The organism is Streptomyces sp. NPDC047971, assembly GCF_040653355.1.
GTDB lineage: Bacteria > Actinomycetota > Actinomycetes > Streptomycetales > Streptomycetaceae > Streptomyces.
The window spans coordinates 233,402-258,114 of the sequence record NZ_JBEZNW010000003.1 but is presented as its reverse complement, the minus strand read 5'-3'; the positions used below and the strand labels follow the sequence as shown (position 1 = coordinate 258,114).

Here is a 24,713-nt window from a genome sequence, read left to right as displayed (position 1 = left end):
CGTACATTCCGTAAGATGAGGAGCATGGCTTACGAGATTCCGGTGACGCAAGCACGGGCAGAGCTCGCCGACCTGATCAACCGCGTGGTGTACGGCGACGAGCGGGTCGTCGTGACCCGGCACGGAAAGCCGCTCGTGGCGTTGGTCTCCGCCGCCGACCTGGAGAAACTCGAAGCGGAGCGGGAGGCTCCCGAGGAGCGGGTGGTCAGCTCCGTCTCCACGGTCCGTACCCTCTCGTCCGCTCCGGGTGAACAGGGGCGCTTCGGGATCGCGGCCCGCCACCGAGACCCGGGCACCCCCGGCGCATGAGAAAGCCGCGTGCCCCCGTCCGCTACAGCGGGGGCACGCGGCCGCAGTGAGGGCCGTCGGCGACGGCTCAGGCCACCGGGCTCGGCGCCGGGGCCGGAGGCGCGGCGGACGCCTGCGCGTCGGCGGCGGGCTCGCGCCGGCCGGCGAGCAGCAGCGCGGCCACACCGGCGATCGCCCACACGCCGAGCACCAGCAGAGGCCCGCCCGCCCCGCCGCCGTCGAAGAAGGCGACCGAGCGCAGCGCCGACCCGCCCGCGCCCGGCGGCAGCCACTGGCCGAGCACGCCGGCGGGTGCCGGCAGGAGTTCGGGTGCGCTCGCCACGCCCGAGAAGGGGTTGCCGATCAGGATCATCAGGAGCGCCCCGAGTCCGAGGCCGGGCCGGCCGAGCAGCGCTCCGAGCCCCGCGAGCGGCGCGCCGATGGCGAGGACGGTCAGCGCCAGGACCCCGGCCTCCGTCCACCAGTCACCGGTGAGCGCCCCGAGCCAGCTGTGGCCGAGCGTGGTCCCGACGATTCCGGCGAGCGCGGCCGCGCCCGTCAGGGCGAGGGCCGCCCGGCCGCGGCGCAGCCCGAGGACCGTGACCAGGATGCCGGAGGCGGCGCCGGCCAGGATCAGGGGGAAGAGGCTCGACCCGAAGGCGCTGCCGCGCGGATCGCCCGCCGGCGCCGGGACGACGTCGGTCACCTTCACCGGGGTGCCGGCCGGGGCCTGGGCGGCGACGGCCTCGCGCAGCAGTCCGGCGACGACCGGGCTCGCGGCGGAGGCGGTCAGCAGTTCGGGGCCCCGCGGCGTGACGACCACCGCGCCGTATACGACCCGGTCCTCGATCGCCGCGCGGGCGGCGGCCTCGGTGTCGTAGTGGTGGACCTCGAAGGCCCCCTCGTGCTGGGTGAGGCGCTGTTCCACGGGGGCGGCGGCGGTGGCGGGCCCCGCGACGCCGATCGGCAGGTCGCGCGGGGCGATCCGAGCGGCGGGCCAGGCGAAGGCCGACAGGGCCAGGGCCACGACCACGGGGATCAGCACCATCACCGCGAGGGTCTTGCGGGTGGCGGTGGCAGGCATGGCGTTCTCGATTCAAAGAGAAGGATCGTTCGTTTTACTTCCTGGGCTCACTGTCCCGCCGGGGTGGTCGCTTGTCAAGAAGGAATGTTCGTTTTAGATTTCGGTCATGGCTCGTGTCACCCAGGAACACCTCGACGCCCGCCGCCGTCAGATCCTCGACGGCGCCGCGCGCTGCTTCGCCCGCAACGGCTTCCACGCCACGTCGATGGCGGACGTCCTGACCGAGGTGGGACTGTCGGCCGGCGCCGTCTACCGCTACTTCCGCGGCAAGGACGAACTGATCACGGCCATCGCGTCGGAGGCGTTCGACGGCATCCGCGGAGCCTTCGAGCAGGCGTCCAGGGCCACCCCGCCACCCACTCCGGACGTCCTGCTCGGCGCCGTCATGCGGATCTTCCTGGAGGAGCGCATCCCGGGCGGGGACCGTCAGGCGTTCGCGCGGCTCATCCTCCAGGTCTGGGCCGAGACGCTGCGCGACGAGCACCTGTTCCGGACCCTCACGGCCGGCTACGACGGGATGCGCGAGGCGTGGACCGGCCTCGTCGAGGCGTACCGGGCCAACGGCCTGATGGCCGCCGACGTCCCCGCGGACCATGTCGCCCGGACGATGATCGCCGTCGCGCAGGGCTTCATCGCCCAGCAGGCGCTCTTCGGCAACGTCGAGGTCCGTGTCATCGAGGAGGGGCTGCGGGCGCTGATGTCCATGGAGACGCAAAGCCGGAGTTAACGCGCCGGAAAAACTTCCGCTCTAACGTGCAATGTCTGGCCCGGCGGCACGTCACCGCAGTTCAACAGCGTGTTGATGATCGGTAACGTCCGCTGCTGTCCGGGAGAGACCGCCCGGTGGACGACTGTGAGGTGGAAGCGTGCAACTGACCCCGCACGAGCAGGAACGGCTGCTCATCCATGTGGCGGCGGACGTGGCCGAGAAGCGCAGAGCACGCGGAGTGAAGCTCAACCACCCCGAGGCCGTCGCCCTGATCACCACGCACATCCTGGAAGGCGCCCGCGACGGCCGCACCGTCGCCGAGCTCATGGCCTCCGGTCGCAAGGTCCTCACCCGCGACGACGTGATGGCCGGGATCCCCGAGATGATCCACGACGTCCAGGTCGAGGCGACCTTCCCCGACGGCACCAAGCTCGTCACCGTCCATGACCCGATCGTGTGACGGGGGACGTCGCCGATGATTCCCGGAGAGACTCTTTACGGTGAAGGTCCGGTCGCCCTCAACGAGGGCCGCCCCGTGACCCGCCTGACCGTCCTGAACGCCGCCGACCGGCCCGTCCAGGTCGGCTCCCACTACCACTTCGCCGAGGCCAACCCCGGCCTGGAGTTCGACCGTTCGGCCGCGCACGGCCGGCGGTTGCACATCGCCGCCGGCACGGCCGTGCGCTTCGAGCCCGGCATCCCCGTCGAGATCGAGCTCGTACCGCTGCGGGGCCGCCGCGTCGTCCCCGGCCTGCGCGGCGAGACCGCGGGCCCGCTCGACCCGCCCGCCGCCGAGCCGGCCGCGACACCCGGGACACCGGCCGACACCACCGAGGGGGCCGACCGTGCCTGAGCTCCACCGTGCCGTGTACGCCGACCTGTTCGGCCCCACCACCGGCGACCGCATCAGGCTCGCCGACACCGACCTGCTGGTCGAGATCGAGGAGGACCGCTCCGGCGGCCCCGGCCGCGCCGGCGACGAGGCGGTCTTCGGCGGCGGCAAGGTCATTCGCGAGTCCATGGGCCAGGCCCGCACGACCCGCGCCGAGGGTGCGCCCGACACCGTCGTGACCGGCGCCGTGATCATCGACCACTGGGGCGTCGTCAAGGCCGACATCGGCATCCGCGACGGCCGGATCACCGCGCTCGGCAAGGCCGGCAACCCGGACACCATGGACGGGGTCCACCCCGATCTGGTCATCGGCCCCGAGACCGAGGTGATCGTCGGCAACGGGAAGATCGTCACCGCGGGCGCCATCGACGCCCATGTCCACTTCATCTCGCCGACGGTCGTCGAGCAGGCGCTCGCCACGGGCGTCACCACCCTCGTCGGGGGCGGGACCGGGCCTGCCGAGGGCACCAAGGCCACCACCATCACCCCCGGCCCCTGGCACCTCGCCCGGATGTTCGAGGCGCTCGACACCTTCCCCGTCAACATCGGACTGCTCGGCAAGGGCAACACGATGTCCAGGGAGGCCATGCACTCCCAACTCAGGGGCGGCGCACTCGGGTTCAAGATCCACGAGGACTGGGGGGCGACCCCTGCCGTCATCGACGCCTGCCTCGGCGTCTGCGAGGAGACCGGCGCCCAACTCGCCATCCACACCGACACCTTGAACGAGGCCGGATTCGTCGGGGACACCCTCGCCGCCATCGCGGGCCGTACCGTCCACGCGTACCACACCGAAGGCGCCGGAGGCGGGCACGCCCCCGACATCATCACCGTCGTCTCCGAGCCGTACATACTGCCCAGCTCGACCAACCCGACCAGGCCGCACACCGTCAACACCATCGAGGAACACCTCGACATGCTGATGGTCTGCCACCACCTGAACCCGGCCGTCCCCGAGGACCTCGCCTTCGCCGAGTCCCGCATCCGGCCGTCGACGATCGCCGCCGAGGACGTCCTGCACGACCTGGGCGCCATCTCGATCATCTCCTCGGACTCGCAGGCCATGGGGCGCGTCGGCGAGGTGATCATGCGCACCTGGCAGACCGCGCACGTGATGAAGAGGCGCCGGGGTGCCCTGCCCGGCGACGGCCGCGCGGACAACCACCGGGCCCGTCGCTATGTCGCCAAGTACACGATCAACCCGGCAGCAGCCCAGGGAATGGACCACCTCATCGGCTCGGTCGAGCCCGGCAAGCTCGCGGACCTCGTGCTCTGGGATCCGGCGTTCTTCGGGGTGAAGCCGCAGACCGTGCTCAAGGGCGGCCAGATCGCCTACGCGCAGATGGGCGACGCCAACGCCTCCATCCCCACCCCGCAGCCCGTCCTACCCCGGCCGATGTTCGGCGCGCTCGGCAAGGCCGCCGCGGCCGGCTCCTTCAACTTCGTCGCCCAAGCGGCGATCGAGGACGACATCGCCCAACGGCTCTGCGTGAACAAGGAGTTCACGGCGATCGGCAGCACGCGGCGGGTCACCAAGGCCGACATGCGGGAGAACGACGCGCTGCCCCGGGTCGAGGTCGACGCCGACACCTTCACGGTCACGATCGACGGCGAGCCGGTCGAGCCCGAGCCCGCCGCCGAACTGCCCATGGCCCAGCGCTACTTCCTCTTCTGATGACGAATCGCGCCGCCCTCCTCGTCCTCGCCGACGGACGGTTCCCCGCCGGCGGACACGCCCACTCCGGCGGGGCCGAGGCCGCCGTCAAGGCCGGCCGCATCACGGACGCGGCGAGCCTCGCCGCGTTCTGCCGCGGCCGGCTGCACACCAGCGGCCTCACCGCGGCGGCCCTCGCCGCCGCGGCCGCGCTCGGCCACGACCTCCACGCCCTCGACGCCGCCGCCGACGCCCGCACCCCCTCGCCCGCCCTGCGCGCCGCGGCCCGCAAGCTCGGCCGGCAGATGGTGCGGGCCGCCCGCGCCACCTGGCCCTGTCCCGAACTCGACGCCCTCGCGGCCGCGTTCCCGCGCGGCGCGCACCAGCCGCTCGTCCTCGGCGTCGCCGCCCGCGCCGCCGGGCTGGGCCCCGAGGACGCCGCACACTGCGTCGCGTACGAGACCGTCAGCGGCCCGGCCACCGCGGCGGTCCGGCTGCTGAGCCTGGACCCCTTCCAGGCCACCGCCGTCCTCGCCCGCCTCGCCCCCGCCATGGACCGGATCGCCGAGGAGGCCGCCACCGCCGCCCGGCAGGGCCTCGACGCCCTGCCCGCCGCGTCCGCGCCCCTCCTCGACATCACCGCCGAGCAGCACGCGTCCTGGCCTGTCCGCCTCTTCGCATCCTGAGACCCCCTGGAGCCCCCCCATGCACCTCGACCACTCCCACGACCACCTCGGCGCCGTCTCCGCCGACGCCCACCGGCCCGACGGCACCCGACGCGCCCTGCGGATCGGGCTCGGCGGACCCGTCGGCTCCGGCAAGACGGCGACCGTCGCCGCGCTCTGCCGCCTCCTGCGCGACCAGCTGTCGATCGCCGTGGTCACCAACGACATCTACACGCGCGAGGACGCCGAGTTCCTGCTCCGCAACGCCGTCCTGCCGCCCGAGCGCATCCAGGCCGTCGAGACCGGCGCCTGCCCGCACACCGCGATCCGCGACGACATCTCCGCCAACCTCGAAGCCGTCGAGGAGTTGGAGGAGACCGTCGGCCCGCTCGATCTGATCCTCGTCGAGTCCGGCGGCGACAACCTCACCGCCACCTTCTCCAAGGGCCTCGTCGACGCGCAGATCTTCGTCATCGACGTCGCGGGCGGCGACGACATCCCCCGCAAGGGCGGGCCCGGCGTCACCACCGCCGACCTGCTGGTCGTCAACAAGACCGACCTCGCCCCGTACGTCGGCTCCGACCTGGAGCGGATGGCCCGCGACGCGAAGGCGCAGCGCGGCGACCTGCCCGTCGCCTTCACCTCGCTCACGGGCGAGCAGGGGGTCGCCCCCGTGGCCGACTGGGTCCGTGGCAGGCTCGCCGCCTGGACCGCGATCGCCGCCGCATGAGCCTGCGCGCCACCGCCCGGATCGTCGCCGACGCCGACGGGGGACTGCCGCTCCTGGAGAGCGACGGGCCCCTGGCCCTCCGCCGCACCCGCGTCACCGGCCCGTACACGCGGGTCACCGTCGTCGGGGCGATGAGCGCGCCGCTCGGCGGTGACCGGCTGGCGATCGAGACCGAGGTACGGGACGGGGCGCGGCTCCTGGTCGACTCGGCCGCCGCGACCGTGGCGCTCCCCGGCCGCGCCGACGTCCCCGCCACGTACGACATCAGGCTCACCGTCGGCGACGACGCCGTGCTGCGCTGGCTGCCCGAGCAGCTCGTCTCGGCGCGCGGCTCCGACCTGCGGATGCGGACCACCGTCGAACTCGCCCCCACCGCACGGCTCGTGCTCCGCGAGGAGCAGATCCTCGGCCGCCACGGCGAGGAGACCGGCACGCTCGTCACCCGTCTCACCGTCCGCCGGGCCGGACGACCCCTGCTGGACCAGGAGTTGGCGTACGGCCCCGGAGCCGTCGGCGGATGGGACGGCGGAGCCGTTCTCGCCGGGCACCGCGCCACCGGCCAACTCCTCGTCGTCGACCCCGAGTTCGCCGACAAGCCGGTCGAGCCCCGGACGCTCGCCGGGAACGCCGTCCTCGCCCCGCTCGCCGGACCCGCCGCCCTCGTCACCGTCGTCGCCGACGACGCCCTCCGGCTGCGCCGCACCCTCGACGAGGCGCTGGAGATCCTCGCGCCGTCCTGAGCTCACCGCTCAGCGGTACACCGCTCTCCGGTTATTGGTTCGGCAAAGAAACACGCGTACGCCCTTTTGCCGCGCGCCGGTGGAACGAAAGGATCCCCCGGACAGACCGACATCACGGCGCCGCCACGGGGGCGGCGCCGACAGAGGGGGAGGCACCACGTGAGACGCACAGCAGTGCTCGGCTCGGCCGGCACTCTGATAGCGGGCACGCTCATGGCGGGCGCGCTGGCCGCGCCGACCGCCACCGCGGACAGCCGCCACCGACCGGACAGCGAGGCGCGCGGCGTCGCCCTGGCCGCCGAGCGGGCGGCGAAGCAGGGCATCGACTGGCAGGACTGCCCCGCCGACTGGGGGCTGGAGAAGCCGATCACCTGCGGCTGGGTCACCGTCCCGGTCGACTACAGCCGCCCGAACGGCAAGCAGATCAAGATCGCCGTCGACCGCATCGGCGCCACCGGCACCGCCGCCGAGCGCCAGGGCGCGCTGCTCTACAACCCGGGCGGCCCCGGCGGCTCCGGCCTGCGCTTCCCGCGCCGGGTCACCACCAAGGCCCCGCTCTGGGTGAACACCGCCAAGGCGTACGACTTCGTGGGCTTCGACCCGCGCGGCGTCGGCCGCTCCGCGCCCATCTCCTGCGTCGACCCGGCCGAGTTCGTCAAGGGACCCAAGCTCGACCCGGTCCCCGACAGCGAGGCCGACAAGCTCGCGCAGCGCAAGCTCGCCGCCGAGTACGCCGAGGGCTGCGCCGAGAAGAGCGGCGACATCCTGCCGTACATCAACACCCTGAACACCGCCCGGGACCTCGACGTCATCCGGGCCGCGCTCGGCGAGAAGAAGCTCAACTTCGTCGGCGTCTCCTACGGCACCTACCTCGGCGCCGTCTACGGCACGCTCTTCCCGACGCACGTCCGCCGCATGGTGCTCGACAGCGTCGTCAACCCCTCGACCCGCAAGATCTGGTACGAGGTCAACCTCGACCAGGACATCGCCTTCGAGGGCCGGCTCAAGGACTGGATGACCTGGGTCGCCCGGCACGACGCCACCTTCCACCTCGGCGACACCTACGCCGAGGTCAGGCAGCAGTGGGAGACCCTGCGCGCCGACGCCAAGAAGAACCCCCTCGGCGGCAAGGTCGGCCCGGCCGAGCTCATCGGCTTCTTCCAGAACGCGCCGTACTACGACTCCATGTGGGTGCCGGTCGCCAAGGCGTGGAGCGCGTACGCCGCCGGGGACCCGCAGCCGCTGATCGACTCGGCCGCCTCCGACCCCACCGACACGGCCGGCAACGCCGCCTCCGAGAACGGCAACGCGGTCTACACCGCCGTGGAGTGCGCCGACGCCCCCTGGCCGACCAGCTGGCGGAAGTGGGACCGCGACAACAGCCGGCTGCACGAGCGCTACCCGTTCATGACCTGGTCCAACGCCTGGATGAACCTGCCCTGCGCCACCTGGTCCACCCCGCGCCAGCGCCCGACCGAGGTGCGGACCGGCAAGGGACTGCCGCCGGTCCTCATCACCCAGGCGGAGCGCGACGCGGCCACGCCGTACGCCGGAGCGCTCGAACTGCACAAGCGGTTCAAGGGCTCGCGCCTGATCACGGAGAAGGACGCCGGATCGCACGGCATCACCAACCTCACCAACCCCTGCCTGAACACCCGGGTGGAGGCGTACCTGCTGTCGGGCAAGCTCGACGCCAAGGACGTGACCTGCGCTCCGCACGCCACGCCCCAGCCGTAGCCGTACGACCCACCGAGGGGGCGGCCGTCCTGCGACGGCCGCCCCTCTCTCACGCGCGGGCGGCGAGCCAGGCGTCCTCGGCGGCGTAGTCGAAGAGGTCCACCGGATACTTCACCAGCCCCGGGAACGCCTCCCGCCAGTCCTGCACCGCGAGTCGCCCCGTCAGCCACTCGACCGTCGCCGGCAGCGACTCCTCGTACGACACCACCGGCCGGTACCCCAGCTCCCTCTCCGCCCCGGTCATGCCGTAGACGACCGGATGCGCCCCGGTCCACGGCGTGAGCCCCACCGTGCCCTCCGGCGGACCGCTGATGAGGACCGTCTCGCTCTCCACACCCATCACGGCGTCGATCGCCCGGCCGATCTCCGCCACCGTCGGCGCCTGCGGATCCGCGCCGTTCACCACCCGGCTGCCCGGCTTCGCCGCCGCCAGCCGGATCAACTCCCCCAGATTGTCCGCGTGGACGGGGTGGAAGCGCGACGCGCCGTCGTACGCGAGCAGGCGCACCGGACGCCCGTCGAGGGCCCGCTTGACGAACCACAGCTCGCGTGGACCGGCGCAGTGCAGCCCGTGGATCGCCCCGGCCCGCACCACCGTCGTCGGCAGCGCCTCGCCCGCCGCGAGCAGCTCCCGCTCCAGGGCCCTCTTCCGCGTCCCGTACGTACCGTCACCCGGGGCGACCGTCCGCCAGGACTCCGGGATCGGCACCGGGTAGGCGGGGAAGCCGTCCGGTTCGTCCTGGGTGTCGAAGCCGCGGCCGCGCTCGTCCTCGTAGACGGCGCCGCTGGAGATCACCACCGCCGAGCCGATCCGGTCGGCGAGCCCGGTCAGCTGCCGTCCGTGCGCGCCGTCGTAGGCGACGATGTCCACCAGGACGTCACAGCCGTCACCCAGCGCCGCTTCGAGCGCGCCCTGCTCGTTCCGGTCCACCCCGACCGAACGGACCTCCACCGGCCACGCCCCGTCCCGCGCGCCGCGCCGCGAGGCCGCCGTCACCTCCCAGCCGTCCTCGACGAGGGCCCGCACGGCCGCCCGTCCCACCTGCCCTGTCGCTCCCAGTACGCATGCGTGTCCCTTGGTCATGGGCGCGACGCTACGGCGGCGGTGGCGGCCCGGAAGGGCCCGTTCGCCGTGCGCGGATCCGCTGTCAGCGTCCGCGGCGGGGGAACCTCCGCGGAGCCCTGGCGTTCGCCGCCTTCGACTCCTCCTCCGCCTTCACCTTGGCGGCGTAGTCGTCGACGTACTCCTGGCCCGACAGCGCCAGGATCTCGTACATGATCTCGTCCGTCACCGCGCGGACGGCCGCCTTCTCGTTCTCCAACCCGGCGTACCGCGAGAAGTCCAGGGGCTCCCCGAAGCGGATGGTGACCCGCCTGACCTTGGGCACGACCTGGCCGGGCGGCTGGATCTCGAAGGTGCCCACCATCGCGCACGGGATCACCGGCACCCCGGCCGTGATCGCCATGACGGCGACCCCGACCTTGCCCTTGTAGAGCCTTCCGTCGTGCGAGCGGGTCCCCTCCGGATAGATCCCGAGCAACTCGCCCTCGGCCAGCACGCCGAGCCCCTCGCGGATCGCCGCCTTCCCGGCCTCCTTGCCGGAGCGGTCCACCGGGATCTGCCCGGCGCTGCGGAAGAACGCCGCGGTCAGCCGGCCCTTCAGACCCGGCCCGGTGAAGTACTCCTGCTTGGCGAGGAAGGTGATGCGGCGCTTCAGCACCACGGGCATGAGGAAGTGGTCGGAGAACGACAGATGGTTCCCCGCGACGATCGCCGCACCCTCCTCGGGGATGTGCTCCAGGCCCTCGATCCGAGGCCGGAACAGCAGCCTCAGCAGCGGTCCGAGCAGAACGTACTTCATCAGTTGGTAGAACACCTGCGGCCCCCGTCTCCGTCGAGCATCGCCTATTTCTAACCACTCGGGCGACCGTGGTCCACACTGGAGACGGAGAGTGGACCTGATGGCCGCCGCGCACCGACACCCACGGCCCGGCGCAGCCGTCGCCGTGCTGCTGTGCGCGGCGACGACCGCCGGGCTGTACGGCTGCGCCGACTCCGGCACCCCGGAGCCGACCCCGACCCCGCCGCCGACCCCCGCGCCGACGACGACCGCCCCCACCCAGCAGACCCGGTCGCCCTTCACGGGACTGCCCGCCCGCCCCGCTCCGGTGCTCGCCGTCAAGATCGACAACGTGCCCCCGGCCCGCCCGCACACCGGTCTCGGCTCGGCCGACATCGTCTACGTCGAGCAGGTGGAGGGCGGACAGACCCGGCTGCTCGCCGTCTACTCGTCCGACCTCCCGGAACGGATCGGCCCCGTCCGCAGCGCCCGCGAGTCCGACATCGAGCTCCTGCGCCAGTTCGGCAGGCCCGCCCTGGCCTACTCGGGCTCGCAGACCGCCCTGAAGCCCTTCCTGCGGGCCGCCCCGCTGTATCCGCTGCCCCCGGAGGACGCCCCCGGCGCCTATCTGCGCGGCGGCGGCCGACCCGCTCCCCACAACCTCTACGTCCTGCCCGGACGGGCGCTCGCCGCCGCTCCGGACGCCGAGGACGCCAAGGACATCGGCTTCCGCTTCGGCCCCGCACCCGCGGGCGGCGAGCAGGTCAACGAGCGCACCGTGCGCTTCCCGGCCTCCCGCTACACCTTCAGCTGGAACGCGGCCGACAAGAGCTGGCGGGTCGCGATGGACGGCAGCCCCGCCCGTACCACCGACGAGGGTCCGGTGACGGCGAGCACCGTCGTGGTGCAGTACGTGACCATAAGGTCCTCGCGCTTCCACGACGTCCTCGGCAGCGTCTCGCCCTACACCGAGACCGTCGGCGGCGGCACCGCCGTCGTGCTGCGCGACGGAAGGGCCCACGACGCCCGCTGGAGCCGCCCGACGGCCGAGAAGGGCACGACCTTCACCACGCCGGACGGGAAGCCGTTGAACTTCGCCCCCGGCCACACATGGGTCGTCCTCGCGCCGCGCTGACGCGTCGGCGCGCAAGGCGCTCGGGCCGGGTGCGCGTGGAGGCCTCAGGGCTGGGGGCCGGGCCTGGTCCGGCCCCGGCGACGGGCGCCCGCGGGGGCGGAGCTGTCCGCCGCCGCCATGCCGATGGTGACCACGCCGAGCACGATCCAGCCGAACCAGAGCCAGCCGCTGCTGCCGAGCGCCACCGTGTACGCCGTCGTCAGCACCAGGGCCGCGACGGTGATCACGCTCATCGCCTTCGTGGGACCGGACATCTGTCCGCCTCCTCCCGACGGGGCCGTCACCCTCATCGTGACCCCTGGGACGGGCGCAGCGCTACTCCCGCGTCACAGCCACCTCCGGCGGAGTCAGTCCGGGGCCCCGACCTGCCGGCCACGGGTGCCGAGCGAGGCGAGGTACGCGTTGTACGCCTCCAGCTCCTTGTCCCCGTCACGATCGGCGGCCCGGTCCTTGCGGACGGCCTGCCGCTGCTCGGAGTGGTACCACTGGTACACCAGCGCGATCAGCACCAGCACCGACGGGATCTCGCTGAACGCCCAGGCGATGCCGCCCGCCGCGTGCTGGTCGGCGAGCGCGTCGATCCCGAGGGAGGCGGGCGGATTCTCGTACGCCTTGATCATCGGCTCGCTCGCCATCATCAGCGCGATGCCGAAGAAGGCGTGGAACGGCATTCCGGCGAAGAGCTCCAGCATCCGCATCACGTAGCCGGGGCGGTGGGGGCCCGGGTCGACTCCCATGATCGGCCAGAAGAAGACCAGGCCGACGGCGAGGAAGTGCACCATCATCGCGATGTGCCCGATCTTCGAGCCCATGAGGGTGTCGAAGATCGGAGTGAAGTAGAAACCGTAGAGGCTCGCGATGAAGAGCGGGATCGTGAACGCGGGATGCGTGATGATCCGCATGTACCGGCTGTGCAGCAGCATCAGGAGCAGCTCGCGCGGACCCTTGTCGCCCCGGGGCGCGACCGGCAGGGCCCGGAGCGCCAGCGTGACCGGCGCGCCGAGCAGGATCAGGATCGGCGAGACCATCGAGATCATCATGTGCTGCACCATGTGCACGCTGAACATGACCATGCCGTAGTCGTTGAGCTTGGTGCACATCATCAGCGCGATGCTCAGCACGCCCAGGGCGAAGAAGACCGTCCGGCTGACGGGCCAGGCGTCACCGCGCCCGCGCAGCCGCGCCACGCCCCATCCGTACAGCGCGAGTCCGACGACGCTGCCGATGAGGAAGAACATGTCCGGCGAGAACTCGAGCCCCCGTCCCAGCGTGAACGGCGGCAGATCCATGGTCATGCCGTGCCCGCTGTGATCCATGTGTGTACTCCTGGAGCCCGATTCGCGCTTGTTGTCCGCACCAGACTAGAACCGCCCCCGTTCGCGGATGCGACCGGGGGCGGTTCGAGGTGTCGGTACGAGGGTCAGAGCACGCACTCGGCCTCTGCGTAGCGCTCCGCGGGGACCGTCTTGAGCGTCTCCACGGCCTGGGCCAGCGGAACCATCGTGATGTCCGTGCCGCGCAGCGCGGTCAGCATCCCGAACTCGCCGCGGTGCGCCGCCTCCACGGCGTGCCAGCCGAAGCGGGTGGCGAGGACGCGGTCGTACGCGGTGGGCGTGCCGCCGCGCTGGACGTGGCCGAGGATCACCGGGCGGGCCTCCTTGCCGAGGCGGCGCTCCAGCTCCACCGAGAGCTGGTTGGCCACGCCGGTGAAGCGCTCGTGGCCGTACTGGTCCTTGGCGCCGACCTCGAAGCTCATCGAGCCCTCGCGCGGCTTCGCGCCCTCGGCGACCACCACGATCGCGAAGCGCTTGCCGGCCTCGAAGCGCTCGCCGACCCGGGCGGTCAGCTCGTCGATGTCGAAGGGACGCTCGGGCACCACGATCGCGTGCGCGCCGGCCGCCATGCCGGAGTGCAGGGCGATCCAGCCGGTGTGCCGGCCCATGACCTCGACGATGAGGACCCGCTGGTGGGACTCGGCGGTGGTCTTCAACCGGTCCAGGGCCTCCGTCGCGACGCCGACGGCGGTGTCGAAGCCGAAGGTGACGTCCGTCGAGGCGATGTCGTTGTCGATGGTCTTCGGCACGCCGACGATCGGCAGCCCGGCCTGGGAGAGCAGGTTGGCGGCCTTCAGGGTGCCCTCGCCGCCGATCGGGATGATCGCGTCGAGGCCGAGCTCGGCGACATGGCCCCGGGCGCGCTCGACGCCGTCGACCAGGTGCGCGGGCTGGACCCGGGAGGAGCCGAGGATGGTGCCGCCGCGGGCCAGGATGCCGCCCACCGCGTCGAGGTCGAGCTTGCGGTAGTCGGCCTCCAGGAGGCCCTTCCAGCCGTCGTGGAAGCCGATGACCTCGTCTCCGTGGTCGACGACGGCGCGGTGCACGACGGAACGGATGACGGCGTTCAGACCGGGGCAGTCGCCGCCGGAGGTGAGCACACCAATGCGCATAGCCCGAATACCTTTGCAACGTGGGCCGACTTCCGGACCACGTCGTCCGGTTGGATCCCCGCCACCCTATCGGTGCCGAGTGGCGGGGCCGAACCGGATGTCCGCAGTTTGGACACCGTATTTACTTACGAATCCCATGGGCGTAAGGGCGCTCAGACGTGCACTCCGCCGGGACCGTCAGGCAGGCTGCGTCGCGGCCGCGATCCGCTCGGCGCGCAGCGCCTCGTACCACCGGTCGTCGGTCGGCGGCAGCGCGTTCACGTCCAGCGCCAGCTTCAGGAGCAGGTCCGCGATCTGCGGGTTGCGGGCCATGACGGGGCCGTGCATGTACGTGCCGAAGACGGTGTCGTTGTACGCGCCCTCGGTGCCGTCACCCGTGCCGTTGCCCTTGCCCAGGACGGTGCGGGCGAAGGGGCGGGCCGTCGGGCCGAGATGGGTGATGCCCTGGTGGTTCTCGAACCCGGTGAGCTGCGGGAGGCCGAGCCGCGGGTCGATGTCCGCGAGGACGTCGCCCACGCAGCGCTCGCCCTCGCCGCGGGTGGAGATCACGTCGATCAGGCCCAGGCCGGGCTCCCGCTCGCCGAGGTCGTTGATGAACTCGTGGCCCAGGATCTGGTAGCCGGCGCAGACCGAGAAGATGATCGCGCCGTTGGACGCGGCGCGCTCCAGGCCGCCGTCGCGGCGCAGCCGCTCGGCCGCGAGCCGCTGCGGCCGGTCCTCGCCGCCGCCGATCAGGTAGATGTCACCGGAGGTCGGGATCGGCTGGTCGCTGCGGACGTCGACGCGCTGGACGTCCAGACCGCGCTGACGGGCGCGGCGCTCGACGACGAGGGCGTTGCCCTGGTCGCCGTAGGTGCTGAGCAGGTCGGGGTAGACCCAGACCAGGCGCAGGCTGCTGTCACTCATGCTGCAAGTCCTCTACGGGTCAGTTGCCGACGCGGCGGCGGACGTCCTGGAAGGCGGTGTAGTTGGCGATCAGCTCGATCTGTCCGGGCGGGGCCATGCGGACCGCCTCGTCGAGCGTCTCGCAGACGCGGAACTCCACGCCCGCGACCTCCAGGCGGACCGCCAGGTCCAGCTTGCGGTCGCCGATGACCATGATCGGGTGGCCGGCGAGCCGCCCGTAGTCGACGTCCCAGAGCCAGGAGGTGTCCGTGCCGTCGGCGCCGCGCGCGTTCACGGAGAGGATGACCGGGGTCGGCGGCTGGTCGATGAGGGAAAACGTTTCGAGCCAGCCGGCCGGGTTCTTCGCGAGGAGCAGCCGCAGCTCACGGTTCTGGAAGGAGACGACGTCGTAGCGGCCGGCCACGGCCTGCACCTGGTACATGCGCTCCAGGGCGACCTGCGGCGGAACGCCGAAGACGGCGGCGACGGCGGCGGAGGTCGCGGCGTTGGCCTTGTTGGCGCGGCCGGGCAGCTGGAGGTGGATCGGCCAGGCCGAACCGTGCGGGTCGAGCACGTGGTCGCCGTTGAGCGCCCAACTCGGCGCCGGCCGGCGGAAGCCGCACTCGCCGCAGAACCAGTCGTCGCCCGGGCGCTGCATCACACCGCCGCAGGCGGGGCAGGACCAGGCGTCGTCCTTCCATTCCTGGCCGGCGGCGACCCACACCACGTTGGGGGAGGAGGAGGCGGCCCACACGATCAGCGGGTCGTCGGCGTTGGCGATGACCACGGCCTTCGTCCCGCTCAGACCCTCGCGCCACTTCTCCGCGAGCATCCGGGTCTCGGCGGCGCGGTCGAGCTGGTCGCGGGAGAGGTTGAGCAGGGCGATCGCCTTGGGCGTGGTGTCCCGGGCCACTCCGGCGAGGTACTTCTCGTCGACCTCGATGACGCCGTACTTGGCGTCCGAGCCGCCGGCCAGCGCCGAGGTGATGCCCGCGGGCATGTTGGCGCCGAGGGCGTTGGAGACGACGGGACCGCTGGCCCGCAGTGCCTCGGCGATCAGCCGGGTCGTGGTGGTCTTGCCGTTCGTCGCGGACACCAGGACGACGTCCAGATGCTGCGCGAGCCGACCCAGCAGGTCCGGGTCGAGCCTCAGCGCCACCTTGCCGCCGATGACCGATCCGCTGCCGCGTCCTGCTGCGCGCGACACCGCGGCCGCGGCCTTGCCCGCCGTCACGGCCAGTTTGGCGCGCGGCGACAGCGGCTCTGGATTCCCGGGGTGTCCTGACATCTTCCTTGTTCCTCCTTGCGTCGGTCCGGGCTCAGCCTATCGAGAGAGGACCGGCGACCCGAACTGCGGCACCCCTGGGACACTCGCGGAAACGACGAGGTCAACGCGGACCGTACCCTTACGCCCATGCGAAACCGGCCGATCCCCGGCAGTTCCGGCCGCGTCCGAGGCATGACCTTGCTCGGCGACCCGGTACTGCACACCCCTTGTGAACCCGTCAGCGACTTCGGTCCGGAGCTCGCCCGGCTGGTCGAGGACCTGTTCGCCACGATGTACGCGGCCAACGGCGTGGGCCTCGCGGCGAACCAGGTGGGGGTGGGCCTGCGGGTCTTCGTGTTCGACTGCCCCGACGACGAGGACGTGCGTCACCTCGGGCACCTGGTGAATCCGCGCCTGGTGGAGGCCGACGGGGAGGTGATCCGGGGGCCGGAGGGCTGTCTCTCGCTGCCGGGTCTGGAGGCCCCGACGCCCCGCTTCGACCGCGCGGTGGTCGAGGGCGTCCTCATGGACGGCACCCCCGCCCGGGTGGAGGGCACGGGGTTCTTCGCGCGCTGTCTCCAGCACGAGACGGACCACCTGGAGGGCGGTGTCTACGCGGACCGCGTGACGGGGTGGCGCAAGTCACGCCTGCTCCGTGCGATCCGCAAGGAGCCGTGGGGCGGGGGAGCGGACGCGCTGAGCCGCTGACCCGCCCGGTCGTCGTTCGCGCCGGGGGTGGCTCAGAAGCCCGGAGCCCCGGCGCGGTCGGCCGCCTCCGCCAGGCGGCCCCACAGCAGGTCCGCGAGGGCTCGCACCAACTCGGCTCGCGAGCAGGGGCGTTCGCCCAGCCACCAGTCGCCCGCCGCGTGCATCATGCCGACGATGCCGTGGCCCCAGATGCGCGCCTGTGCCTCGCCCGCCGGTCCGAGGTCGATCCGCTCGGCGATGACCTGGCCGAGCTCCTCGCCCATGCGCCGCAGCACCGGCGCCGAGTGGCGGCCCACGTCGAAGCCCTGCTCGGCCTGGTGGGTCTCCTCCGCGGGGTGCATGAGGAAGCGGTAGACCTGTGGCATCGCCTCGATCGAGGCGAGATACGTGTCGAGGGTGGACTCCACCCGCCGGCGCCGGTCGGCCGGTGCGTCGAGGGCGGCCCGCAGCGCGGAGAGCAGCGCGTCGGTGTGCCGGGTCGCGAGCGCGCGGTACAGCCCGCCCTTGTCGCCGAAGTGCCGGTAGAGGATCGGCTTGGTGATCCCCGCCTCCGCGGCGATCGCGTTCATCGACGCCCCGGGGCCGTCCCGGAGCACCACCCGGTCCGCCGCCTCCAACAGTTCGCGGCGCCGCTGATCGGCCGGCGACTGCTGGTCGGCGGTCCGGTGTGTGGTGTCCATAGCGTGTCTCCCCGCCCGTGCGAATTCCGTGAGGCTGTCGCAACGTAACACCCGACCGGCACCCGGTGCCGCTCGGTCCCTCGCAGGTTGACAGCGCCTACCAGCGAGTAACAGACTGCTGTTACCGCAAGTAACGCATTGCTGGGAGGGAACATGGCCGAGTTCACGCTCGAACTCAACGACGACCAGAAGCAGGTCCGTGACTGGCTGCACGGCTTCGCCGAGGACGTGATGCGCCCCGCCGCCGCCGAGTGGGACGAGCGTGAGGAGACTCCCTGGCCGATCATCCAGGAAGCCGCCAAGATCGGCATCTACTCTCTCGATTTCTACGCCCAGCAGTTCTTCGACCCTACGGGCCTCGGCATCCCGATGGCCATGGAGGAGCTCTTCTGGGGCGACGCGGGCATCGCGCTCTCGATCGTCGGCACCGGCCTCGCCGCCGTTGGCGTCCTCGCCAACGGTACCGAGGAGCAGATCGGGACCTGGATCCCGCAGATGTACGGCGACGTCGACGACGTCAAGGTCGCCGCCTTCTGCTCCTCCGAGCCCGACGCCGGCTCCGACGTCGCCTCGATGCGCACCCGGGCCGTCTACGACGAGGCGAAGGACGAGTGGGTCCTCAACGGCACCAAGACCTGGGCGACCAACGGCGGCATCGCCAACGTCCACGTCGTCGTCGCGGTCGTCGACCCCGAGCTCGGCTCCAAGGGGCACGCGTCCTTCATCGTGCCGCCGAACACCCCCGGCCTCTCCCAGGGGCAGAAGTTCCAGAAGCACGGCATCCGCGCCTCGCACACCGCCGAGGTCGTCCTGGAGGACGTCCGCGTCCCCGGCCACTGTCTCCTCGGCGGCAAGGAGAAGCTCGACGAGCGCCTCGCCCGGGCCCGCGAGAGGGCGAAGGCCGGCGGTGGCGAGCGCGTGAAGAACGCCGCCATGGCCACCTTCGAGGCGTCCCGCCCGGCCGTCGGCGCGATGGCGGTCGGCACCGCGCGCGCCGCCTACGAGGTCGCCCTCGACTACGCCAAGACCCGTGAGCAGTTCGGCCGCCCGATCATCGACAACCAGGGCATCGCCTTCCAGCTCGCCGACATGCGCACCCAGATCGACGCGGCCAGGCTCCTCGTCTGGCGCGCCTCCTGGATGGCGACCACGGGCAAGCCGTTCACCTCGGCCGAGGGGTCGATGTCCAAGCTGTACGCGAGCGAGGTCGCCAAGAAGGTCACCGGCCAGGCCATCCAGATCCTCGGCGGCAACGGCTTCACCCGGGAGTACCCGGTGGAGCGGATGCACCGTGACGCGGCGATCTACACGATCTTCGAGGGCACCAGCGAGGTCCAGCGCCTCGTCATCGCCCGCACGCTCTCCGGGATGCCGATCCGCTAGTCGTCTCCCGTACGCGAGGAGGCCCGCACCCCACCGGGGTGCGGGCCACCGCGCGTGGGTCAGGACGCGAGGAGGTTGCGCTTCTGCGCCTCGAACTCCTCCTCGGTCAGCACGCCCTGGGCCTTGAGGTCCCCGAGCTGCTTGAGCTGCTCGATCTTGGTGGACATGTCGTCACCGGGGGGCGCCGCGGCCGGGGCGGGCGCCTGGGCGGGGGGCGGTTGCCGGTACTGCTGCTGTTCGTAGTCCTGCTGGGCCCAGCGGCCCGCCTGCCGCCGTGACACGCGGTTGGACACCGCGGTGGCGGTGCCGGCGACGACGGCGGTGCGGGCGACGCCGCGAAGAAGTCCGGGCATGGTCAGTCATCTCCCAGGAAGTGCTCGGGGCCGGATGCGATCGGGAGGTCAGGCCGCCGCGCCGTCGGCGGCCTCGGCGGCGTCCAGCGAGGCCAGCAGCGCCTGGACGGGAATCCGGCCGCTCGCCACGATCTGCGCGCCGCTGCGCCGCATGGCCCGGGCGAAGGGGGCGGCCCACAGGTTCTCGTACACGATGACGCCTGCGGAGTTGCCCGGCTCCAGCGCGGAACCGGCGTCGTCGACGTCGCTCTGGTCCAGCAGGCCGGAGGAGGCGCCCTCGAACACGGTGAGGTCGACCTCGTCCCCGAAGTCCCTCAGCTCCACCGCGGTGACCGATCCGTCCTCGTCCTTGCGGATGAACTGCAGGTCGAGGATGCGGATCACGCCCCGCTCCACCAGATCGACGAGGAGGGGGAACCCTTCGCCCGTCATCCGGTTGCCGGGGAACTCCAGGATCAGGTAGTCGACGGGTCCCATGCCCTCGAGTTCGGACAGGTCGTCGCTCATGGCCACTCCTCACGTGCTCCGGGTTCCCGCCTCGGCCGGACCCCGTAGCGGGTGGCCCCGCCCAGGCGACAGACGGCCTCCCAGCCATTCCAGCACCGCGCGGGAGCCTCCGCACGTCGTGGGCGGCCCGCCGGAGCGCGCCCGGCCGTCGGGCGCGCCGGCACCGGCGACGACGCCCGGGCGGCGCCCGAACCCCCGCGCCGCCGCCCGCGCGGCGACCCGTCGGCGTCACACCGCGCGGACGCCGCGGAGCGCCGCCGGGATCCGCCCTCGCGCCGCGCACGTCACACCACGCAGAACTCGTTGCCCTCCGGGTCCTGCAGCACCACCGCGTAGTACTCCATGCCGTCCGGCTCGTCCATCGTGTACAGGATCGACGCGCCCAGGGCCGTCAGCCTCGCGACCTCCCCGTCCACGCGCTCGCGCCGCAGCGGGAGCGGCACGTCCCGGCCCCCGCCGACCTTCAGATCCAGATGCAGCCGGTTCTTGACCGTCTTCGGCTCCGGGACCTGCTGGAACCAGACCCGGGGCCCGACCCCCTTCGGGTCCACGATGGACTCGGGGAGCTCCCCGACCCCCTCGGTCAGCTCCTCCTCAGGCACCCCGATCGACGCCCAGTACGCCCGCCACGTCGCATGGCCCTCCGGCGGCGGCTGCGGCACGTAACGCAGGGCCTCCGCCCAGAAGCGGACGAGCCGCTGGGGGTCGGCGCAGTCGACGGTGAGCTGCAGGGTCATCTCCACGGGTTCCATGGCACGAGCCTCCCAGGGGGCACTGACATCCGCGCCAACGGGCCGGTTCCGGCCGGGTGTTCGAGCACGGCTACCGGCGGGTCGGGTCGTGCGGAAGAATCGGCGTGCCGGTGACGATCAAGGGGGCAACGCACACATGGCAACCACCGACGAGATTCCGGGCCCGGCAGGACTGCCGCTGCTCGGCTCGATGTTCGACCTCAGGAACGACTCGCTGGGCACCTTCCTGAACGCCCAGCGGGCGCACGGGGACGTCGTCCGGATCTTCGCGGGACCTCCCGGGATCCGCGCCACCGTCTACGCGGTCTTCTCCGCCGAGGGCGTCCAGCAGGTCCTGGCCACCGAGTCCGCCAACTTCCGCAAGGACAACGCCTTTTACCAGGAGCTCCGCGAGTCCTTCGGCAACGGCCTGCTGACCAGCCAGGACGAGGACTACCTGCGCCAGCGCCGGCTCGTCCAGCCGCTCTTCACCCGCCGCCGGGTCGACGGCTACGCCGAGGCCGTCGCCACCGAGGTCGCCCGGGTCACCGAGGCGTGGCGGACCGCCGAGGACTCCACCGTCGACGTCATCGACGAGATGACCGGGTTCGCCCTGCGCGCCGTCGCCCGCATCCTCTTCGGCACGGACGTCGAGGCGGCGGTCGAGATCGTGGAGCGCGCCTTCCCGGTGATGGGCGACTACGTGCTGCGCCGCGGCTTCTCGCCGCTGAACATCCCGCGCGACTGGCCGACGCCCGGCAACCGCCGTGCCCTCGCCGCCCACGAGGAGCTGTACGCCGTCTGCGACCGGATCATCGCCGAGCGCCGGGCCGCCGGAACCGCCGAGGACGGGGGTCAGGACCTGCTGTCCCTCCTCTCCGAGGCCGAGAGCGCCGAGGACGGCAGCTTCGACGCCTCCGAACTGCGGGAGCAGGTCCTCGTCTTCCTGCTCGCGGGACACGAGACGACGGCCACCTCCCTCGGCTTCGCCCTGCACCTGCTCGCCCTCCACCCGGAGCAGCGGAAGCGGGCCCACGAGGAGGTCGACCGCGTCCTCGCCGGCCGGGTGCCGGGCGCCGCCGACCTCGACGCGCTGCCCTATCTCACCCAGGTGCTGAAGGAGGCCATGCGGCTCTTCCCGGCCGCGCCGGCCATCGGCCGACGGGCGGTCGAGGCCACGGAGATCGGCGGGCACACCATCCCCGCGGGCGCCGATGTGATCGTCGCCCCCTGGGTCACCCACCGGCATCCGGCGTACTGGGAGGACGCGGAGCGCTTCGACCCCGAACGCTTCACGCCCGAGGCCGAGGCGAGCCGTCCGCGCTACGCCTGGTTCCCCTTCGGCGGGGGCCCGCGCGCCTGCATCGGTCAGCACTTCTCCATGCTGGAGTCGGTGATCGCGCTGGCGATGCTGCTCCAGGAGTTCGAGATCGAGGCGATCGACACGGAGGTACCGGTCAACGCCGCGATCACCCTCCAGGCGGCGGGCTCCGCCCGCTGCCGCGTCCGTTCCCGTACCGGCGGGGGCGCTCCGTCCGCCGGGGCCGGACCCGCCGATCCGGCCTGATCCGGAAGCATCACCAGGGACCGACCCCCCGGCCGGTTCGACCCCGCGGCCCGTCCGCGAGGCCGAACCGGCCGCCCGGGGGTCAGTGGCGCGTGGCGACCACGGCCGTCGCGTACCGCTCCTCGGACGACACCAGACGTGGCGTCAGGCCGTGCGGTGCCAGCACCTCGACGGCCCGGATCGCCTGGCGTTCGCTGGTCTCGACCAGCAGATGGCCGCCGGGCGCCAGCCAGTCGGCGGCCTCGGCCGCGACCCTGCGCAACACGTCGAGCCCGTCCGAGCCGCCGTCGAGCGCGACCAGCGGCTCGTGCTCGCGTGCCTCGGGCGGCAGGAGGCCCACCTCGTCGGTCGGTACGTACGGCACGTTGGCGACCAGCACCTCGACGCGGCCGCGCAGCTCCCGCGGCAGCGGTGCGAACAGGTCGCCCTCGAAGACCCGGCCGCCGCGCGGCTCGACGTTGCGGCGTGCGCAGCGCACGGCGGCGGCCTCGATGTCCGAGGCGTACACCTCGGCGCCCTCCACGGCCGAGAGCAGCACCGCCCCCGCCGCGCCGGAGCCACAGCACAGGTCGACGCAGAGCGCCCCGGGCCCGGCCAGGGCCACCGCGTGCTCGACGAGGAACTCGGTGCGGCGCCGGGGGACGAAGACCCCGGGGTCGACGGAGATCCGCAGCCCGGAGAAGGCGGCCCAGCCCACGACGTGCTCGATGGGCAGTCCCGCGGCGCGCCGCTCGACCATGGTGCCGACGTCGTCGGCGCTGTGCGCGCTGGAGAAGAGGAGTTCCGCCTCGTCCTCGGCGAAGACGCAGCCGGCGGCGCGGAGCCTGGAGACGGTGGTGGAGCGGAGGGAGGAGGACGGGTCGATCGACATGGAAACCTTCCGGGAAGCCGAAGGGGCTCCCGCGGTCACCTCTGCCGGGTTGACCACACGGTCGTCAAGGGGGAGCACCCTGCCTGCATGGCGTTGATGGGTCCCACCTCCTCGATCGTCCACTGAACTGCCGGAGCCGTACACATTACATGATCGACACCGTGTGGATCATCCGACACCGCCGCCCGATCAGGCGGAGAGCTGCGCCTCGATCGCCGCGACGACCTCGGGGGCCTCGGGCTCGGTACGCGGACGGAAGCGGGTGATCCGCCCGTCCTTGCCGATCAGGAACTTCTCGAAGTTCCACTGGACGTCGCCGGACTCGCCCTCGGCGTCGGCGACCCGCGTCAGCTCCGCGTACAGGGGGTGACGGTCCTCGCCGTTGACGTCCGTCTTCTCCAGGAGCGGGAACGTCACGCCGTAGGAGGTGGAGCAGAAGGTCTGGATCTCCTCCGCGCTGCCCGGCTCCTGCCCGAGGAACTGGTTGCAGGGGACACCGAGCACGGTGAAGCCCTGCTCCCCGTACTGCTTCTGCAGTCGCTCCAGGCCCGCGTACTGCGGCGTCAGACCACACTTGGAGGCCACGTTGACGACCAGGACGGCCTGGTCGCGGTAGTCGGCCAGCGAGATGGGGTCGCCGGACAGCGTGCGCAGGGGGATGTCGTACACACTCATGAAGAGCTCCTCGTCGAGAATCAGGTTGCGATCACAACATGAGTGAAGAACCACTGGCAATCGCCATCGATTCCGCCACCGCCGGTACGGGCCGCCCGGTGCGGTGCAGGCTGTGCGGCCGGCTCCTGACCGGCGCCGGATCCCGCCGCACCGGTCTCGGCCCCTCCTGCGACGCCAAGCTCCATCCGCCGGGCCCGGACATCCGCGCCCGTCGCCACGAGGTCGACCAGGACACCCTTCCGGGCATCTGACCACCGGCAGGGCGATCCACCGGATCGCCCAGCCCGTGACGTGTCACAGCTTCCGGAACAGCCCCTCCTGCACCACCGACACCAGCAGCCGTCCCTCGCGGTCGTAGATCCGGCCGCGTGCCAGGCCCCGGCCGCCGGTCGCGATGGGGGACTCCTGGTCGTACAGGAACCACTCGTCCGCGCGGAACGGCCGGTGGAACCACATCGCGTGGTCCAGCGAGGCCATGTCGAAGCCCCGCGGCCCCCACAGCGGCTCCACCGGGATCCGTACCGCGTCCAGGAGGGTCATGTCGGAGGCGTAGGTCAGCGCGCAGGTGTGGACCAGCGGGTCGTCGCCGAGCGGGCCCACCGCGCGCATCCACACCGCGCTGCGCGGGTCCGCGTCCGTGACCTCGTCCTTCGTCCAGCGCAGCCGGTCCACGTACCGGATGTCGAAGGGCTGGCGGCGGGCCATCCGCTCCAGCGCCTCCGGCAGCGTGCCGAGGTGGTCCCGGATCTCGTCGGCCAGATTCGGCAGGGTCTCGGGATCGGTCATGTGCCGGGGCGGCAGCTGGTGCTCGATGCCCGCTTCCTCCGGCAGGTGGAAGGAGGCCGTCAGGTTGAAGATCGTGCGGCCCTGCTGGATGGCGGTGACCCGTCGGGTCGTGAACGACCGGCCGTCCCGCACCCGCTCCACCTGGTAGACGATCGGCACGCCCGGGCGGCCCGGCCGAAGGAAGTAGGAGTGCAGCGAGTGCACCGGCCGGCCGCCGTCCGTCGTGCGCCCGGCCGCCACCAGGGCCTGGCCCGCGACCTGCCCGCCGAAGACCCGTTGCAGCGACTCCTGCGGGCTCTGGCCACGGAAGATGTCGACCTCGATCTGCTCCAGATCCAGCAGGTCGACGAGGCGCTCGGCGGGGTTGGTCACCGTCTTC

General features: G+C 72.2%; 29 protein-coding genes. 14 read left to right on the top strand and 15 right to left on the bottom strand.

The genetic code is table 11. From position 1 onward, the window contains the following. The first annotated feature begins 24 nt into the window (after nucleotides 1-24). Nucleotides 25-309, top strand: coding sequence for a type II toxin-antitoxin system Phd/YefM family antitoxin (locus AB0D99_RS05260; RefSeq protein ID WP_362357118.1), 285 nt, complete (start codon nucleotides 25-27; stop codon nucleotides 307-309). A 67-nt stretch (nucleotides 310-376) separates the two neighbouring features. Here the strand turns inward: AB0D99_RS05260 and AB0D99_RS05255 are convergent, their stop codons facing one another. After that, on the bottom strand, nucleotides 377-1,372 hold the full coding sequence (locus AB0D99_RS05255) for an ABC transporter permease (RefSeq protein WP_362357116.1): 996 nt from the start codon (nucleotides 1,370-1,372) through the stop codon (nucleotides 377-379). 106 nt (nucleotides 1,373-1,478) lie between these two features. On the opposite strand from AB0D99_RS05255, the gene AB0D99_RS05250 reads away from it, so the two are divergent. The 8 genes from AB0D99_RS05250 (at nucleotide 1,479) to AB0D99_RS05215 (ending at nucleotide 8,499) form a co-directional block, all read left to right on the top strand. Next, nucleotides 1,479-2,099, top strand: coding sequence for a TetR/AcrR family transcriptional regulator (locus AB0D99_RS05250; protein ID WP_362357114.1), 621 nt, complete (start codon nucleotides 1,479-1,481; stop codon nucleotides 2,097-2,099). Between the two features lie 139 nt (nucleotides 2,100-2,238). Beyond that, nucleotides 2,239-2,541 carry an urease subunit gamma gene (locus AB0D99_RS05245; RefSeq protein ID WP_362357112.1) on the top strand — a complete coding sequence of 101 codons (303 nt, stop codon included), beginning with the start codon at nucleotides 2,239-2,241 and terminating at the stop codon, nucleotides 2,539-2,541. 15 nt (nucleotides 2,542-2,556) lie between these two features. Further along, nucleotides 2,557-2,934: an urease subunit beta gene (locus tag AB0D99_RS05240; protein WP_362357110.1), complete on the top strand. Its 378-nt coding sequence runs from the start codon at nucleotides 2,557-2,559 to the stop codon at nucleotides 2,932-2,934. After that, a complete protein-coding gene (locus tag AB0D99_RS05235; protein WP_362357108.1) occupies nucleotides 2,927-4,648 on the top strand; it encodes an urease subunit alpha in 1,722 nt (573 codons plus the stop codon). Before AB0D99_RS05240 ends, AB0D99_RS05235 begins: the two co-directional genes overlap by 8 nt. Beyond that, complete coding sequence (locus AB0D99_RS05230; RefSeq protein ID WP_362357106.1) at nucleotides 4,648-5,313, top strand: urease accessory UreF family protein; 666 nt, start codon at nucleotides 4,648-4,650, stop codon at nucleotides 5,311-5,313. The genes AB0D99_RS05235 and AB0D99_RS05230 overlap by 1 nt, the downstream gene beginning before the upstream one ends. A 19-nt stretch (nucleotides 5,314-5,332) precedes the next feature. Further along, nucleotides 5,333-6,022, top strand: coding sequence for an urease accessory protein UreG (gene ureG / locus AB0D99_RS05225; protein ID WP_362357104.1), 690 nt, complete (start codon nucleotides 5,333-5,335; stop codon nucleotides 6,020-6,022). Then, nucleotides 6,019-6,762 (top strand): urease accessory protein UreD, encoded by a 744-nt coding sequence (locus AB0D99_RS05220; RefSeq protein ID WP_362357102.1) that lies wholly within the window; start codon nucleotides 6,019-6,021, stop codon nucleotides 6,760-6,762. The genes ureG and AB0D99_RS05220 overlap by 4 nt, the downstream gene beginning before the upstream one ends. A 159-nt stretch (nucleotides 6,763-6,921) precedes the next feature. Next, complete coding sequence (locus tag AB0D99_RS05215) at nucleotides 6,922-8,499, top strand: alpha/beta hydrolase (protein WP_362357100.1); 1,578 nt, start codon at nucleotides 6,922-6,924, stop codon at nucleotides 8,497-8,499. Between the two features lie 49 nt (nucleotides 8,500-8,548). Here the strand turns inward: AB0D99_RS05215 and AB0D99_RS05210 are convergent, their stop codons facing one another. Continuing rightward, nucleotides 8,549-9,583 (bottom strand): NAD-dependent epimerase/dehydratase family protein, encoded by a 1,035-nt coding sequence (locus AB0D99_RS05210; protein ID WP_362357098.1) that lies wholly within the window; start codon nucleotides 9,581-9,583, stop codon nucleotides 8,549-8,551. 64 nt (nucleotides 9,584-9,647) lie between these two features. Further along, on the bottom strand, nucleotides 9,648-10,376 hold the full coding sequence (locus AB0D99_RS05205; RefSeq protein WP_362357096.1) for a lysophospholipid acyltransferase family protein: 729 nt from the start codon (nucleotides 10,374-10,376) through the stop codon (nucleotides 9,648-9,650). An 85-nt stretch (nucleotides 10,377-10,461) separates the two neighbouring features. Here AB0D99_RS05205 and AB0D99_RS05200 point away from each other — a divergent pair, with 85 nt between their 5' ends. Beyond that, complete coding sequence (locus AB0D99_RS05200) at nucleotides 10,462-11,475, top strand: DUF3048 domain-containing protein (protein WP_362357094.1); 1,014 nt, start codon at nucleotides 10,462-10,464, stop codon at nucleotides 11,473-11,475. A gap of 44 nt (nucleotides 11,476-11,519) precedes the next feature. Here the strand turns inward: AB0D99_RS05200 and AB0D99_RS05195 are convergent, their stop codons facing one another. The 5 genes from AB0D99_RS05195 to AB0D99_RS05175 form a co-directional block, all read right to left on the bottom strand. Beyond that, nucleotides 11,520-11,729 (bottom strand): hypothetical protein, encoded by a 210-nt coding sequence (locus AB0D99_RS05195; protein WP_362357092.1) that lies wholly within the window; start codon nucleotides 11,727-11,729, stop codon nucleotides 11,520-11,522. 93 nt (nucleotides 11,730-11,822) lie between these two features. Then, nucleotides 11,823-12,791, bottom strand: coding sequence for a cytochrome c oxidase assembly protein (locus tag AB0D99_RS05190; RefSeq protein WP_362357090.1), 969 nt, complete (start codon nucleotides 12,789-12,791; stop codon nucleotides 11,823-11,825). Nucleotides 12,792-12,895: 104 nt separating this feature from the next. After that, nucleotides 12,896-13,921, bottom strand: a complete 1,026-nt coding sequence (locus AB0D99_RS05185) for a 6-phosphofructokinase (RefSeq protein ID WP_362357088.1) — start codon at nucleotides 13,919-13,921, stop codon at nucleotides 12,896-12,898. A 177-nt stretch (nucleotides 13,922-14,098) separates the two neighbouring features. Further along, on the bottom strand, nucleotides 14,099-14,827 hold the full coding sequence (locus tag AB0D99_RS05180) for a glutamine amidotransferase (RefSeq protein WP_260227290.1): 729 nt from the start codon (nucleotides 14,825-14,827) through the stop codon (nucleotides 14,099-14,101). Nucleotides 14,828-14,846: 19 nt separating this feature from the next. Continuing rightward, a complete protein-coding gene (locus AB0D99_RS05175; protein ID WP_362357085.1) occupies nucleotides 14,847-16,094 on the bottom strand; it encodes a MurT ligase domain-containing protein in 1,248 nt (415 codons plus the stop codon). Between the two features lie 126 nt (nucleotides 16,095-16,220). Here AB0D99_RS05175 and def point away from each other — a divergent pair, with 126 nt between their 5' ends. After that, nucleotides 16,221-16,781 (top strand): peptide deformylase, encoded by a 561-nt coding sequence (gene def, locus AB0D99_RS05170; protein ID WP_362357083.1) that lies wholly within the window; start codon nucleotides 16,221-16,223, stop codon nucleotides 16,779-16,781. A gap of 32 nt (nucleotides 16,782-16,813) precedes the next feature. Here the strand turns inward: def and AB0D99_RS05165 are convergent, their stop codons facing one another. Further along, nucleotides 16,814-17,461: a TetR family transcriptional regulator gene (locus tag AB0D99_RS05165; protein ID WP_362357081.1), complete on the bottom strand. Its 648-nt coding sequence runs from the start codon at nucleotides 17,459-17,461 to the stop codon at nucleotides 16,814-16,816. 153 nt (nucleotides 17,462-17,614) lie between these two features. Between AB0D99_RS05165 and AB0D99_RS05160 the strand changes: the two genes are divergently transcribed. Next, complete coding sequence (locus AB0D99_RS05160) at nucleotides 17,615-18,844, top strand: acyl-CoA dehydrogenase family protein (RefSeq protein ID WP_362357079.1); 1,230 nt, start codon at nucleotides 17,615-17,617, stop codon at nucleotides 18,842-18,844. A gap of 59 nt (nucleotides 18,845-18,903) precedes the next feature. Here AB0D99_RS05160 and AB0D99_RS05155 read toward each other — a convergent pair whose 3' ends face one another. From AB0D99_RS05155 to AB0D99_RS05145, 3 genes are all read right to left on the bottom strand, one after another. Beyond that, a complete protein-coding gene (locus AB0D99_RS05155) occupies nucleotides 18,904-19,197 on the bottom strand; it encodes an SHOCT domain-containing protein (protein WP_362357077.1) in 294 nt (97 codons plus the stop codon). 48 nt (nucleotides 19,198-19,245) lie between these two features. After that, entirely contained in the window at nucleotides 19,246-19,704 is a 459-nt protein-coding gene (locus AB0D99_RS05150; RefSeq protein ID WP_362357075.1) for a DUF6325 family protein, read from the bottom strand. A gap of 284 nt (nucleotides 19,705-19,988) precedes the next feature. Next, a complete protein-coding gene (locus tag AB0D99_RS05145) occupies nucleotides 19,989-20,456 on the bottom strand; it encodes a VOC family protein (protein ID WP_362357073.1) in 468 nt (155 codons plus the stop codon). Between the two features lie 136 nt (nucleotides 20,457-20,592). On the opposite strand from AB0D99_RS05145, the gene AB0D99_RS05140 reads away from it, so the two are divergent. After that, complete coding sequence (locus AB0D99_RS05140) at nucleotides 20,593-22,002, top strand: cytochrome P450 (protein WP_362357071.1); 1,410 nt, start codon at nucleotides 20,593-20,595, stop codon at nucleotides 22,000-22,002. A gap of 82 nt (nucleotides 22,003-22,084) precedes the next feature. Here AB0D99_RS05140 and AB0D99_RS05135 read toward each other — a convergent pair whose 3' ends face one another. Together AB0D99_RS05135 and AB0D99_RS05130 are read right to left on the bottom strand one after the other, a co-directional pair. Next, complete coding sequence (locus AB0D99_RS05135) at nucleotides 22,085-22,873, bottom strand: putative protein N(5)-glutamine methyltransferase (protein ID WP_362357066.1); 789 nt, start codon at nucleotides 22,871-22,873, stop codon at nucleotides 22,085-22,087. A gap of 189 nt (nucleotides 22,874-23,062) precedes the next feature. Continuing rightward, on the bottom strand, nucleotides 23,063-23,548 hold the full coding sequence (locus AB0D99_RS05130) for a glutathione peroxidase (RefSeq protein ID WP_362357064.1): 486 nt from the start codon (nucleotides 23,546-23,548) through the stop codon (nucleotides 23,063-23,065). Nucleotides 23,549-23,586: 38 nt separating this feature from the next. On the opposite strand from AB0D99_RS05130, the gene AB0D99_RS05125 reads away from it, so the two are divergent. Beyond that, nucleotides 23,587-23,799, top strand: a complete 213-nt coding sequence (locus AB0D99_RS05125) for a DUF6011 domain-containing protein (protein WP_362357062.1) — start codon at nucleotides 23,587-23,589, stop codon at nucleotides 23,797-23,799. Between the two features lie 43 nt (nucleotides 23,800-23,842). Here the strand turns inward: AB0D99_RS05125 and AB0D99_RS05120 are convergent, their stop codons facing one another. Next, complete coding sequence (locus AB0D99_RS05120; RefSeq protein ID WP_362357060.1) at nucleotides 23,843-24,706, bottom strand: acyl-CoA thioesterase II; 864 nt, start codon at nucleotides 24,704-24,706, stop codon at nucleotides 23,843-23,845. Between the last annotated feature and the right edge of the window lie 7 nt (nucleotides 24,707-24,713).

Coding starts and splice junctions, on each gene's coding strand:
- AB0D99_RS05260 (WP_362357118.1), top strand. CDS start 25: ATGGCTTACGAGATTCCGGTGACGCAAGCACGGGCAGAGCTCGCCGAC.
- AB0D99_RS05255 (WP_362357116.1), bottom strand. CDS start 1,372: ATGCCTGCCACCGCCACCCGCAAGACCCTCGCGGTGATGGTGCTGATC.
- AB0D99_RS05250 (WP_362357114.1), top strand. CDS start 1,479: ATGGCTCGTGTCACCCAGGAACACCTCGACGCCCGCCGCCGTCAGATC.
- AB0D99_RS05240 (WP_362357110.1), top strand. CDS start 2,557: ATGATTCCCGGAGAGACTCTTTACGGTGAAGGTCCGGTCGCCCTCAAC.
- AB0D99_RS05230 (WP_362357106.1), top strand. CDS start 4,648: ATGACGAATCGCGCCGCCCTCCTCGTCCTCGCCGACGGACGGTTCCCC.
- ureG (WP_362357104.1), top strand. CDS start 5,333: ATGCACCTCGACCACTCCCACGACCACCTCGGCGCCGTCTCCGCCGAC.
- AB0D99_RS05220 (WP_362357102.1), top strand. CDS start 6,019: ATGAGCCTGCGCGCCACCGCCCGGATCGTCGCCGACGCCGACGGGGGA.
- AB0D99_RS05210 (WP_362357098.1), bottom strand. CDS start 9,583: ATGACCAAGGGACACGCATGCGTACTGGGAGCGACAGGGCAGGTGGGA.
- AB0D99_RS05200 (WP_362357094.1), top strand. CDS start 10,462: ATGGCCGCCGCGCACCGACACCCACGGCCCGGCGCAGCCGTCGCCGTG.
- AB0D99_RS05195 (WP_362357092.1), bottom strand. CDS start 11,729: ATGTCCGGTCCCACGAAGGCGATGAGCGTGATCACCGTCGCGGCCCTG.
- AB0D99_RS05190 (WP_362357090.1), bottom strand. CDS start 12,791: ATGGATCACAGCGGGCACGGCATGACCATGGATCTGCCGCCGTTCACG.
- AB0D99_RS05185 (WP_362357088.1), bottom strand. CDS start 13,921: ATGCGCATTGGTGTGCTCACCTCCGGCGGCGACTGCCCCGGTCTGAAC.
- AB0D99_RS05180 (WP_260227290.1), bottom strand. CDS start 14,827: ATGAGTGACAGCAGCCTGCGCCTGGTCTGGGTCTACCCCGACCTGCTC.
- AB0D99_RS05175 (WP_362357085.1), bottom strand. CDS start 16,094: ATGTCAGGACACCCCGGGAATCCAGAGCCGCTGTCGCCGCGCGCCAAA.
- def (WP_362357083.1), top strand. CDS start 16,221: ATGCGAAACCGGCCGATCCCCGGCAGTTCCGGCCGCGTCCGAGGCATG.
- AB0D99_RS05165 (WP_362357081.1), bottom strand. CDS start 17,461: ATGGACACCACACACCGGACCGCCGACCAGCAGTCGCCGGCCGATCAG.
- AB0D99_RS05160 (WP_362357079.1), top strand. CDS start 17,615: ATGGCCGAGTTCACGCTCGAACTCAACGACGACCAGAAGCAGGTCCGT.
- AB0D99_RS05155 (WP_362357077.1), bottom strand. CDS start 19,197: ATGCCCGGACTTCTTCGCGGCGTCGCCCGCACCGCCGTCGTCGCCGGC.
- AB0D99_RS05150 (WP_362357075.1), bottom strand. CDS start 19,704: ATGAGCGACGACCTGTCCGAACTCGAGGGCATGGGACCCGTCGACTAC.
- AB0D99_RS05145 (WP_362357073.1), bottom strand. CDS start 20,456: ATGGAACCCGTGGAGATGACCCTGCAGCTCACCGTCGACTGCGCCGAC.
- AB0D99_RS05140 (WP_362357071.1), top strand. CDS start 20,593: ATGGCAACCACCGACGAGATTCCGGGCCCGGCAGGACTGCCGCTGCTC.
- AB0D99_RS05135 (WP_362357066.1), bottom strand. CDS start 22,873: ATGTCGATCGACCCGTCCTCCTCCCTCCGCTCCACCACCGTCTCCAGG.
- AB0D99_RS05130 (WP_362357064.1), bottom strand. CDS start 23,548: ATGAGTGTGTACGACATCCCCCTGCGCACGCTGTCCGGCGACCCCATC.
- AB0D99_RS05125 (WP_362357062.1), top strand. CDS start 23,587: ATGAGTGAAGAACCACTGGCAATCGCCATCGATTCCGCCACCGCCGGT.